General features: G+C 72.3%; 12 protein-coding genes. 8 read left to right on the forward strand and 4 right to left on the reverse strand.

The features are described 5' to 3' along the window. Together FV230_RS03790 and FV230_RS03795 are read right to left on the reverse strand one after the other, a co-directional pair. On the reverse strand, positions 1-807 hold an 807-nt coding region (locus tag FV230_RS03790), incomplete at its 3' end, for a glycosyltransferase (protein WP_147841320.1). Beyond that, positions 807-1,847 carry a glycosyltransferase family 4 protein gene (locus FV230_RS03795; protein WP_147841363.1) on the reverse strand — a complete coding sequence of 347 codons (1,041 nt, stop codon included), beginning with the start codon at positions 1,845-1,847 and terminating at the stop codon, positions 807-809. The genes FV230_RS03795 and FV230_RS03790, both read right to left, overlap by 1 nt. 60 nt (positions 1,848-1,907) lie before the next feature. On the opposite strand from FV230_RS03795, the gene FV230_RS03800 reads away from it, so the two are divergent. From FV230_RS03800 to FV230_RS03835, 8 genes are all read left to right on the forward strand, one after another. After that, entirely contained in the window at positions 1,908-3,962 is a 2,055-nt protein-coding gene (locus tag FV230_RS03800; RefSeq protein ID WP_147841321.1) for an HAD-IIB family hydrolase, read from the forward strand. After that, on the forward strand, positions 3,952-4,839 hold the full coding sequence (locus FV230_RS03805; protein ID WP_187275373.1) for a galactosyltransferase-related protein: 888 nt from the start codon (positions 3,952-3,954) through the stop codon (positions 4,837-4,839). The genes FV230_RS03800 and FV230_RS03805 overlap by 11 nt, the downstream gene beginning before the upstream one ends. Before the next feature lie 21 nt (positions 4,840-4,860). Next, complete coding sequence (locus FV230_RS03810) at positions 4,861-5,994, forward strand: glycosyltransferase (protein ID WP_147841322.1); 1,134 nt, start codon at positions 4,861-4,863, stop codon at positions 5,992-5,994. Positions 5,995-6,041: 47 nt separating this feature from the next. Next, entirely contained in the window at positions 6,042-6,959 is a 918-nt protein-coding gene (locus FV230_RS03815) for a galactosyltransferase-related protein (protein ID WP_147729707.1), read from the forward strand. Next, entirely contained in the window at positions 6,956-8,026 is a 1,071-nt protein-coding gene (locus tag FV230_RS03820; protein ID WP_147841323.1) for a glycosyltransferase, read from the forward strand. Before FV230_RS03815 ends, FV230_RS03820 begins: the two co-directional genes overlap by 4 nt. 200 nt (positions 8,027-8,226) lie before the next feature. Beyond that, complete coding sequence (locus FV230_RS03825; RefSeq protein ID WP_147841324.1) at positions 8,227-8,511, forward strand: hypothetical protein; 285 nt, start codon at positions 8,227-8,229, stop codon at positions 8,509-8,511. A gap of 272 nt (positions 8,512-8,783) precedes the next feature. Then, complete coding sequence (locus FV230_RS03830) at positions 8,784-9,839, forward strand: serine endopeptidase (protein ID WP_147841325.1); 1,056 nt, start codon at positions 8,784-8,786, stop codon at positions 9,837-9,839. A 51-nt stretch (positions 9,840-9,890) separates the two neighbouring features. After that, entirely contained in the window at positions 9,891-10,181 is a 291-nt protein-coding gene (locus FV230_RS03835) for a hypothetical protein (protein WP_147841326.1), read from the forward strand. A gap of 55 nt (positions 10,182-10,236) precedes the next feature. On the opposite strand, the gene FV230_RS03840 is transcribed toward FV230_RS03835, so the two are convergent. Both FV230_RS03840 and FV230_RS03845 read right to left on the reverse strand, forming a co-directional pair. Continuing rightward, the gene (locus FV230_RS03840) at positions 10,237-10,419 is read right to left on the reverse strand and encodes a DUF2934 domain-containing protein (protein ID WP_147727696.1); all 183 of its coding nucleotides are present in this window, start codon (positions 10,417-10,419) and stop codon (positions 10,237-10,239) included. A gap of 4 nt (positions 10,420-10,423) precedes the next feature. Then, positions 10,424-10,711 (reverse strand): hypothetical protein, encoded by a 288-nt coding sequence (locus FV230_RS03845; RefSeq protein WP_147727697.1) that lies wholly within the window; start codon positions 10,709-10,711, stop codon positions 10,424-10,426. Positions 10,712-11,039 lie beyond the last annotated feature (328 nt).

Here is an 11,039-nt window from a genome sequence, read left to right on the forward strand (position 1 = left end):
GATGCGGGCCCGCGCCGCGCCGGGCAGATCGCCCGGCAGGTCCGACGGCGGCACGCCGACGAGATCGAGCACGAAGGGCGGAACCGATCCAAACGCGGCCTCGTCGGCGAGGATCGCGATCGCTCCGAGCAGGGCGTCGAAGCCCTTTCGCGCCTCCGCCCGTCCCACGAAGAGTAGGCGCACCGGCTCGGAATGGTCCGGATAGGCCGCGCCCCGCGCGGCCGCCGTGATCTCCGGCGGCAGGCTGAGGCCGATCACCGCTTCCGGCTGCCGGCCGGACAGAGCGTAGGCCCGGGCGATCACCGCCCCGTGCTCGGCCGTGTTGGCGATCAAGCCGGCGCTGCCGCGCGCCTGGGCACGCTCCAGTGCGTCGGCGGTGCGGCCGTCGAACCCGTCGCGCAGCGAGGCGGGGGCGTCGCGCGTGAAGGCCGCCGGCGTCGAGCTTCGCGTCACCAGCGGCAGGTCCCGGCGCCGGGCCAGCAGCACGGCGGGGGCGTACCAGTTCGTCGCCTCCGCCACGTCGAACGGTGCGTGCGCGTGGACTGCGCGCACCGCGCGGCGGAAGGCGAGGGGGGCCGCGAGGTGGCCGGCCGAGCCCCAGCGGCGAAGGCGCGCCAGCGCGCCGCCCGGCGGCAGGGCGATCCCGACAACGGTCACGCCGCCCATGCGCTCGCGGCCGGTGCGGTCGAGGGCGAAGACCGTCACGTCGGCGCCGGCCATGGCGAGGCTCTCCGCGATCTCGCGCGCCGCGGTCGAGAGGCCGCTCGGGGCCGGCGGGTAGTCCCAGGCGAGGTAGGCGACCCGCATCAGGCGGCGAGCAGGCGGCGATACAGGGCGAGGTAGTCGGCCGCCATGCGGTCGGCGGTGAAGCGTGCCTCGAAGCGCGCGCGGACCTGGGCGCGGTCGATCTGCTCGATCCGCCCGAGCGCGGCGAGCGCCTCCGCTTCGGAAGACACGATGAAGCCCGTCACGCCGTCCTCGACGATCTCCGGCACGGAGCCGCGGTTCCAGGCCACCACCGGCGTGCCGCAGGCCATCGCCTCGATCATCACGAGGCCGAAGGGCTCCGGCCAGTCGATCGGGAACAGCAGCGCCCGCGCGCCGCCCAGCAGTTCCCCCTTCCGGCGATCGTCGACGGGTCCGAGATAGGTCGCGTCTTCACCCAGCAACGGGCGGACCCTGTGCTCGAAGTAGTCCGGGTTGCCGACGTCGACCGTGCCGCCGAGCCGGATCGGGACGCCGGCGGCGCGCGCGACGCGGATCGCGGTGTCCGGCCGCTTCTGGTCGGTCATCCGGCCGACGAAGGCGACGTGCGCGCCGGGCTGCGTCTGCAGGGCGTAGCGGTCCCGCGCGATGCCGTGATGCACGATCCCCGCCCGGTTCGCGGCCGGGATGCCGGCCTCCTGCGCCGCCGAGATCGCCGCGACCGGCAGGTCGGGGAAGCCCGCGAAGAACAATGCCCGGTCGAGCTCGTCCACGCGCCAGTGCACCGTCGTAAGGCTGTGGCGCCGTCGCGCGCCGAGAAGCGCCGCATGCGCGAACTCGCCATGGCAATGCACGATGTCGAACCGGTCGAGACGCAGCCGCAGCGCCTCGAGCTGCAGAGCGTCCAGCGCCGCCGGGACGCCGGGCGCGACGCGTCCATGGCGGCGTTCGAGGGCCGAAAGACTCGGGTGATCGCCCACGTGCGGCAAGTCTGTCGCACTGTCGGAGGGGGCGAACAGTGTTACCTCCACCCCCAAGCCACTGAGCGCCGTGCCGAGGTCGTGGATGACCCGCTCCGTGCCGCCGTGATGCTCAGGGGGAACGGGGAAGATGTTCGGGGCGACTTGGGCGACGCGGATCACGATGGGTACCTCACCTGCAGCGTTCTCTCGTCCCGGCACGCCCGAGACGCCGGCGGATTGATGTTCGTCCTGCATGTCGCCTTGCAGGGCTGCCTTCGCGGCGGCAGCGTCGCGTTCGGGCTGACCGCCGACACCGGCGGCCACATCCGCTATCTGCTCGACCTCGTCGCGGCCTCGTCTCAGGATGCCGGCATCGAGCGGATCGTGATGGCGACGCGGCTGTTCGACGGCATCCATGGGCCGGACTACGCCGTGCCCGAAGAGCGGATCTCCGACAAGGTCGAGCTCGTGCGGCTCGCGAGCGCGTCGCCGGCCTACCGGTCGAAGGAGGAGATGCACGCGGAGGTCTCGAGCTTCGCCCGGAACCTCACAACCTGGATCGGCCGGCAGGCGCGGGTGCCCGACCTGATCCACGCCCACTACGCCGAAGCGGCCTCGGTCGCGCGGCTGGTCGAGGACGCGCTCGGGATCCCCTTCGTGTTCACCGCCCACTCGCTCGGACGGGTCAAGGCGTCGATCCTCGGCGCAGGCGCCGAGAACGGGCCCGATCTCGCGCCTCGCATCGCCGCCGAGGAAGGGGCCCTGGCCCGCGCCAGCCTGATCATCGCCTCGTCCCGCGACGAGGCGGAAGTGCAGTATGCCGGCTACGCGGCCTACGATCCCGGCCGCATCCGTGTCCTGCCGCCGGGCAGCGATCTGGCGCGATTCACTGCGGCCGAGCCCCTTCCACGGGTCGACGCCACCATCGACCGTTTCCTGCACGATCCGAGCAAGCCTGCGCTGCTGGCCCTCGCCCGGCCGGTGGCGCGCAAGAACCTCGCGGCGCTGGTGCGGGCCTATGGGGAGAGCCCGGAGCTTCAGGTTCGCGCCAACCTCGTCCTGATGGCCGGCATGCGCGAGGATATCGATGCGCTCGACGGCGACATGCCCGCGACCCTGCGCGAGATCCTGGTGCTGATCGACCGCTACGATCTCTACGGCCGCGTCGCCTATCCGAAGACCCACGACCCGGAGGACGTGCCGGCAATCTACGCCTATGCCCGCACCCGCGGCGGCGTGTTCGTGAACCCCGCCCTCAACGAGCCGTTCGGGTTGACGCTCCTCGAAGCCTCCGCCGCCGGCCTGCCGCTGGTGGCGACGGACAGCGGCGGCCCCAACGACATCGTCGAGACCTGCGGCAACGGCCTCCTCGTCGACCCGCGCACGCCGGATGCGATCGCCGCCGCGTGCCTGCGGATCCTCGACGAGCCCGATCTATATGCGGCCTGCGTTGCGGGCGGCGCCCGCGCGGCCGCCGCCTACGACTGGGACCAGCACGCCGCCCGCTACCACGATCTGCTGCGGGCGCTGCTGGCGCCCGAGCCGCCGCTGGCCGTGCCGCGTCAGCTGCTGGTCTGCGACATCGACAACACCCTCGTCGGCTGCGCGGCGTCGCTCGGCATCTTTCGGCGCTGGCGCAGCCGCCAGGCGGGACTGGCCTTCGGCGTCGCCACCGGCCGTTCCTTCCACTCCGCGATGGCGATCCTCGAGCAGCAGGCCAGCCCGCGCCCGCAGGTGATGATCACCTCGGTCGGCTCGGAGATCTACCATCTCGATCCCAACGGCGTGACCTACACGGCAGACCTGGCCTGGCGCGCGGTCGTCTCGACCGGGTGGGACCGCTCCGGCGTCCGCGCGGCGCTCGCCGATCTCGACGGGCTCGTGCCGCAAGGCCCGCTGGAGCAGCGCGGGCACAAGCTCAGCTATTTCGGGGACGCGACGACGGCACGGGCGGTGCGCGCCCGTCTCGCGCAGGCGGGGCACCGCGCCAGCGTGATCCACAGCCACGGACGCTACCTCGACGTGCTGCCCGCAGCGGCCTCGAAGGGGACGGCGGTCGCCCACGTCCGGGCGCTCTACGGCCTGCCGGAGCGGGCCGTGTTCGTCGCCGGCGATTCCGGGAACGACGTCGAGATGCTGCGCGCCCAGGCGCAGGCGATCATCGTGGCCAACTACTCCGACGATCTGGCGAGCCATGCCGCGCTGAAGCATTCCTACGTCGCCCGCACCTCGCACGCCCGCGGCATCATCGAGGGCGTCGGCCATTTCCGCCGGATGCTGGCCGATGCCGGCTGAGCCTTCGCATGTGCCCTCCGCGAGCGTGCTGACGCTGGTCCGCGGCCGGGCCGACCGTCTGCGCAACCTCATGCATGGGTTGGCGCGCCAGTCCGCGTCCCCGCGGGAGCTGGTGATCGCCTGGATGCAACCGGAACCCGCGCCGGACCTGCCGGACCCGGGCTGTCCCGTCCGTCACCTCCACGTGGCGGGCGAGCCGATGCCGCTCGCCGCCGCCCGCAACCGCGCGGCCGAGGCCGCCGGCGGCGAGCTGCTGATCTTCCTCGACGTCGACTGCATCCCGTCTCCCGGCCTCGTCGCGGCCTATCGCCGAGCGGCGGCGCAGGCCGAGGGCCTGTTCCTCGGCGAGGTGCTGTATCTGCCGCCCGGGTCCGAGGCGGGGAATGCCGCCGACGATGCGGCGCTCGCGCGGGCCGGGCAGAGGCATCCGGCGCGGCCGGTGGTGCCGCGAACGGGCCTGCGCCCGGAGCCGGATCCCGGCCAGCTCTGGGGTCTGTCCTTCGCTCTGCCGGCCCGCGCCTGGCACGCCGTCGGGGGCATGGACGAGGCTTACGCCGGCTATGGCGGGGAGGAGACCGACCTCGCCGTCCGCCTCGCGGCCGGCGGGTTGCCGACCTTCTGGGTGGCGGGGGCTTGCGCCTACCATCAGCACCACCCGGTCCACGTGCCGCCGCTGCAGCACTTCGAGGCGATCCTCGCCAACGCCGCCCGCTTCCACCGAAGGCACGGACGCTGGTGCATGACCTACTGGCTCGACCAGTTCCGGGCCGCCGGGCTGATCGCCTGGGATGCGGACGCCCCGGCGATCCGGCTCGTCCGCCGGCCGCGCGCCGACGAGGTCGCCGCCGCCCTGCGGCCCGACGCCCTGTTCTCCTGACGGTTTGCGAACACTCCAGCCATGAAGAAGCCCATCGCGTTCTTCGTCCATCATCAGGGACGGGGCCATGCCAACCGCACCATGGCGATCGCCGCCGAATTCGCCCGCGACCGGCCCGTCTCCGTGCTCACGGCCGGCCCCCAGCTGTTCGACGGCTTCTCCCGCGACATCGAGATCGTGCCGCTGCCGAACATGATCGGCGCGTCCGTGCCGACGCCGCGGCTCTACGCGGAGCCGACGCCGCAGGTGATGCACTGCGTGCCCCTCGGCCTTGCCGAGATGCGGCGGACCATGCGGCGGATCCTTGACCACCTCGACGAGCGCGAGGTCGGCCTGTTCGTGGTCGACGTCTCGGCGGAGATCGCGCTGCTCGCGCGCATCGCCAGCGTGCCGGCGGTGCAGATCCGCATGCACGGTGACCGCTCCGACATCGGCCATGTCGGCGCCTACGAGGCCTGCGTCGGGATGCTCGCCCCCTTCGACGAGCGGATGGAGCAGGACGACTATCCGGCGTACCTGCGAGCCAAGACCTTCTACAGCGGCGGCCTCTGCACCAGCGTCGACGGCGTGCCCGGTCGCGCCGAGGCGCGCGCACGGCTCGGCCTCGATCCGGCGCGCGAGATCGTCGTGGCCGTGACGGGCGGCGGGGGCAGCGGCACGCCCTACGCGCCGCTGACGGTGGCCGCGCGCGCCGCCCCCGAGGCCCTGTGGCTCACCCTCGGGCCGACCCATCGCGAGGGCCACGAGACCGACTTCTCCAACCTGCGCGAGCTCGGCTGGGTGCCTTCGGTGACCGACTACCTCGCCGCCGCGGACATCGTGCTGGCCTCGGCCGGCGACAACACGGTCCACGAGGTCGCCCGCGTGGGCGGCCGGCTGATCGTGATGCCGGAATGGCGCTACTTCGGGGAGCAGACCCGCAAGGCCGAGGCCCTGGTCCGCCTGGGCGCCGCGGTCCAGGCCCCCGTCTGGCCCGGCGATCTGCAGGGCTGGCGCGATCTCCTCGCCCGGGCCCGCACCCTCGATCCCGCCCCGCTGCGCAGCCTCTACGCGCCGGACGCCGCCGCCCGCGCCGCCGGCTGGCTCGAAGGGCTCGCCGACGAACTCTGGAGCGGCGCGGCCGAGCGACCGGCGCTCGCCGTCGTCGCCCGCTGACCGCCCGCTCAATCCCGCGCTCGATCGTCCAGGAGCCAGACCGCCCGATGTCCACCGTTTCCGTCGTGACCCTCGCCAAGGGGCGGCCCGCGCACCTGCGCAACGTGCTCCTCGGCCTCGAGCGCCAGACGCAGGCCCCCGTCGAGTTCATCGTCGCGGTGATGCAGGACGCGCCCTACGACCTCCCCGAGGTGGCCTTCCCGGTCCGTCAGATCCTGGTCCCCGGCACCGAGCTGCCGCTCGCGGCCGCGCGCAACCGCGGCGTCGCGGCCGCGAGCGGCGACGCCGTCGTCTTCCTCGACGTCGACTGCATCCCGGCCCCCGACCTCGTGGCCGACTACGCGCGCGGGCTCGCCGAGCTCGACGGCCTGCTGATGGGCGAGGTCCTGCACCTGCCCGAGAAGGCCACGGCGGGCGCCTGGACCTGCGAGGCCTTCGCCGCGGTCGCCGAGCGCCACTCGGACCGTCGCGGCCCCCCGGCTTCCGGCATCGAGATCTGCCGCGACTACCGCTGCTTCTGGTCGCTGAACTTCGCCATCCGGCGCGCCACCTTCCTCGCCACCGGCGGCTTCGACGAGCGCTACGTCGGCTACGGCGGCGAGGACACCGATTTCGGCAAGATCCTCGATCAGGCCGGCATCCCCATCGCCTGGATGAAGGGCGGGCTGGCCTACCACCAGTACCACCCGCACCACATGCCGCCGGTCCACCACCTCGCCAGCGTGGTGCGCAATGCCGAGCTGTTCGAGGCCAAGTGGGGCTACCGCACCATGGGGCACTGGCTCTACGCGTTCAAGGTGATGGGGCTGATCGACGACGCCCCCGATCGGCCGATCCGCATCCTGCGCCACCCCGAGGCCGGCGATCTTGCGCTCACCGGCCAGCAGAGCCACCAGCCCTACAGCAACTCGGCGTCCGTCATCCGCTTCCTCGAAGCCCAGGCCGCCCCGGCGGCGACTGCGTGAGGATCGCGCTCCTCGCCCATCTCCGGCATCCGGTAGCGCGCCCCTTCGCGGGCGGGATGGAAGCCCAGAGCTGGGCCCTCGCCGACGGGTTGGTGGCACGCGGGCACGAAGTGGTGCTGTTCGCCGCCGGCGACAGCGATCCGCGCTTCGCCGTCGATCCCGTGATCCCGGTGCATCATGAACGCAGCTTTCCCGGGCTGGAGCATCGCGGCGACGCCGGCCTCGTCGCTCATGTCGACGCCGGCTACGCCGCCGCCTGCGACCGGATCGCGGCCGGCGGGTTCGACGTGCTCCACAACAACAGCCTGAGCCGGCTGCCCCTGGAACGCCGGCGCATCGCGATGGTGCCGACCGTGACGTCGCTCCATGTCCCGCCCTACGAAGCGCTGCGCTGGTTCGTGGACGAAAGCCTCGGGCCCGGTCATCGGATCACCGTCACGTCGGAGGCGCAGCGCACGCTGTGGTGGCCGGACGCGGTGCCGGCGGGCGTGTCCGTCCTCCACAACGGCGTCGATCCTGGCGCTTGGCCGTATCGTGAGCGCGGCGACGGGACCGCCGTCTGGTCCGGGCGCATCGCGCCGATCAAGGGCACGCATCTCGCGGTCGCGGCGGCACGGCGTGCCGGCATGCCGCTGACCGTGTTCGGCCCGATCGAGGATCGGGCGTACTGGGAGGCGGAGGTCGCGCCCCAGATCGGCGGTTCGATCCGATACGGCGGCCACCTCTCCGGCGCCGCGCTGGCGCGCGAGATCGGCCGCGCCTCGGTCTTCCTGTTCACGCCCTGCTGGGACGAACCCTTCGGCCTCGTGGCGGTGGAGGCCATGGCCTGCGGCGTGCCGGTCGCGGGCTTCGCCATGGGCGCGGCCGAGGAGGTCGTCGGCGAGGCCGGCCGCCTCGCCCCCGTGAACGACGTGGCCGCGCTCGCCCGCGCGATCGGCGAGGCACGCGCCATTCCCCGCACCGTCCCGCATGGACGGGTCTCGCGACTGTTCACCCGCGATCTCTGGCTGGAACGCTGCGAAGCCGTGTACGCGCTGGCGCGGACGGAGCATGCCGCCCGGAACTGACCTCGTCCACTGCCGTCCGGCTCCGATGCTCACGCGACCGTGAACACAGCATCGCCTCAATCCCAAGCCCAAGAGACTTCGATGGTCCTGCGCGGGCGGCCACCGATCGACCGGATCATGCCGGCGCGGTCGTCTGTTCGGCGGCGACCTGGGCGGTCGTCTGTTCGGCGGCGACCTGGATTGAATCTCAGGCGGTGGTGATGCTGCTCATCTGGTCCGGCTGGGGCATTTTGGTCCTGCCCGTGGTTTTCGGCACCGCCCTTCTCGTCGGCGCCTCGGGCGGGCTGGCGCTGCGCGCGCTCGGCCATCCGGAGCTGACGTTCCTCGCCGTCAGCCTCGGCCTGCTCGCCGCCGCGGCAGCCAACTGGTTGGTCGGCCGAAACCTCAACGGCACGTCGCCCCGCAAACTCCTCGATCCGGCCACCAACCAGCGCGTGCTGCTGCACAGGGTCCACAAGCTGTTCTGGATCCGGATGGAATACTAATCCGTCCCCGTGGCGCTCGCCGCCCTGGTGCCGCTCCTGGCCCTGCGCAACCTGTGAGCCGGCCGACGACGCGCGTCGCCGGCGGACTGGACGCCGTTCGGCGCGTCGCGGCTCGGCTTGCCGTCGCGATGGGAACGCCGGCGGCCGAGATGCCGGTCGCCTCCGTCGGGATCGACGGCTTCGACGCGTTCCTCGGGGCCTGCGCGCGGGGGGCGGCGAGCCCCGGCGTGCCGGAATGCCCAAAGCTCCTCCAGAGATAAGGACAGATCAGCGTGGCCAACGGCACCCGCGTATCCGAGCGTTGGTTCAACGCCGCCCTGTGGCTCGTCGCCCTGCTGTTTGCGGGCTTCCTGATCGGCCTGGGCTCGCTCGTGGTCGGCGACCTGCCGCAGGTCGAGCACCGCTACACCGTGGATCAGTTTCTCGACCCGGAGCCGGCGCGCGCCTCGGCCGCCGCCCTCAAGCAGATCCGGCGCGAGCAGGACGACGCGCGGCGGCAGGCGGAGGCGGCGCAACTGGCCCTCGACGCCGCCCGCTCGGCGACCGAGTCGGCGCGCGAGACCTTCGCGAACTGGCTGAAGACCCGCAACGCCACCCAGCGCGTCGACCAGGATCCGGGTCTCGTCGCCCGCACCGAGGGGCTGGATCAGCTCAAGGCGGCCGAGCGCGCCGTCGAGGAGCGGCTCGAAGGCCTGAACCGCACGGCCTTCGAGCTCGGCGAGCGGGAGGCGGCGCTCTCGGCCGCCGACGGCGCCCTGCAAGCCGAGGCGCAGGCCCGGCTCGATTCGGCCGAGCGCGGTCAGGAACTCCGCGTGTTCGGCTATCGGCTCGCCCTCACGCTGCCTCTCCTGATCATCGCCGGTTGGCTTTTGTTGAAGCGCCGGCGCACGCGCAACTGGCCGTGCGTCTGGGGATTCGCCTTCGCCGCGGCCTTCGCGTTCTTTGTCGAGCTGGTGCCCTACCTGCCGAGCTACGGCGGCTACGTGCAGTACGGCGTCGGCGCGGTCCTGACGCTCGTGGGCGGCCGCGCCGCGATCAACGCGCTGCACGCCTACCGCGAGCGGCAAGCCCTGGTGGAAGCGCGGCCGGATGCCGAGCGCCGCACCGAGATCGCCACCGACGAAGCGCTCGCGCGCCTCGCCCGGAAAGTCTGTCCCGGCTGCGAGCGCGGGATCGCCCTCGACGATCCCGCCACGAACTTCTGCCCGCATTGCGGGCTTGGGGTGTTCGAGCGCTGCTCGGCGTGTTCCCAGCGCAAGAGCACGTTCGAGCAGTTCTGCCGCGGATGCGGCGAGCGCCGGATGGTCACCGCGGCCGTGACCGGGTAGCTGACGCGCAGAGAACGCCGCATGTCGACCGCTTCACACACAGGGTACCCGATGAGTCGCCCGCGCCGCGTCGGTCTGCCTTGGTACGGCCCCGAGCACTACGACGCGCTCCGTCACGGCCTCGTCGACGGCGCCAAGCTGCCGGCGTCGTACGAGGCGTGGCGCATGTCCGCCGAGCAGGTCGAGCGTGAGGTGCAGCGCAGCGGCGTCGACGTCGTTCGCGTACCGATCGAGCTGGGCGCGTTCATCCACTGGTGCATGCGCACGGGGTCGGCGAGCGACGGCGCGGCACGCGCCCGGTACGCGGCCGAGCGCCTCAAGGAAACCGTCGCAGGGGGCTAGCGGGTCGTCCCTCGGGACGATCTGGTCGGTCCGGGGACCTTGGGCCGCCGGAGCCTCACGTATGATGCGGATCGGCGTTCCGGTTTTCGCCTCGGTTCTTCCGTTCCGCCTTCAACTCCCGCTCGGCCAGAACCCAGAATCGCATCTCCTGGCCTTCCGGGCGGTGATTGCGGTCCCAGAGGTCGTAGGCCCGCTGCCGGATCTGCTCGATCGGGATCGGTGCGTCGTCGTCGTCCATGCGTTCACTGATCTTCGTTGGGCCTGATCTGCATCCCTGCGCGATCGGAGGATCGCGCCGCGGCGTCTCGGACTTGCGGTGGCGCCGGGTCCGGCTCGAACCGAGCGATGAAGCGTAGCTGATCCCATAGATCGATACCGTGACCATCCACCAGGGCCTGCACCTGCGCCTTGGCGTCGTCGTCGCCCGCCGCGGCGATCACGGCCTGCAGGACCATCCGGCCGTCCGCGCCGAACATCATCGCCCGGTAACACGGCACGCCCTCCGGTTCTGCCGACGGCGGCCCGCTCATCGGCCGGGCCCCGGTCCCGTGATCGATGGGCGCGCCCGGGCGATCGGGGCGCGTCCGCCGTCGAGGCGCCGACCCGCGCCATCCGCACGAACGTCGTTGTCGGGGCCCGCCATGGGATTTGCCGGGCTGGAAACGGCGGGAGCACGAGCGTCTCGCAGGCGCTGACGGCCGGGATTCTGGTCAGCGATGGTCTAGAACTGCACCTTCGGAGGGGATTCGCACTAACATAGGATAGCTTGTGGATCGGTGCGGTGCGTTCCCCCAAGAGCGGTGCCGATCTTCTGGCGGCTTTCCTCTCCGTGCCCACGTCGAGGCCGAGATGCCCTAA

Origin of the sequence: Methylobacterium sp. WL6 (assembly GCF_008040095.1) — a bacterium.
Lineage (GTDB): Bacteria > Pseudomonadota > Alphaproteobacteria > Rhizobiales > Beijerinckiaceae > Methylobacterium.

Coding starts and splice junctions, on each gene's coding strand:
- FV230_RS03800 (WP_147841321.1), top strand. CDS start 1,908: ATGTTCGTCCTGCATGTCGCCTTGCAGGGCTGCCTTCGCGGCGGCAGC.
- FV230_RS03805 (WP_187275373.1), top strand. CDS start 3,952: ATGCCGGCTGAGCCTTCGCATGTGCCCTCCGCGAGCGTGCTGACGCTG.
- FV230_RS03810 (WP_147841322.1), top strand. CDS start 4,861: ATGAAGAAGCCCATCGCGTTCTTCGTCCATCATCAGGGACGGGGCCAT.
- FV230_RS03815 (WP_147729707.1), top strand. CDS start 6,042: ATGTCCACCGTTTCCGTCGTGACCCTCGCCAAGGGGCGGCCCGCGCAC.
- FV230_RS03825 (WP_147841324.1), top strand. CDS start 8,227: ATGCTGCTCATCTGGTCCGGCTGGGGCATTTTGGTCCTGCCCGTGGTT.
- FV230_RS03835 (WP_147841326.1), top strand. CDS start 9,891: ATGAGTCGCCCGCGCCGCGTCGGTCTGCCTTGGTACGGCCCCGAGCAC.
- FV230_RS03840 (WP_147727696.1), bottom strand. CDS start 10,419: ATGGACGACGACGACGCACCGATCCCGATCGAGCAGATCCGGCAGCGG.
- FV230_RS03845 (WP_147727697.1), bottom strand. CDS start 10,711: ATGAGCGGGCCGCCGTCGGCAGAACCGGAGGGCGTGCCGTGTTACCGG.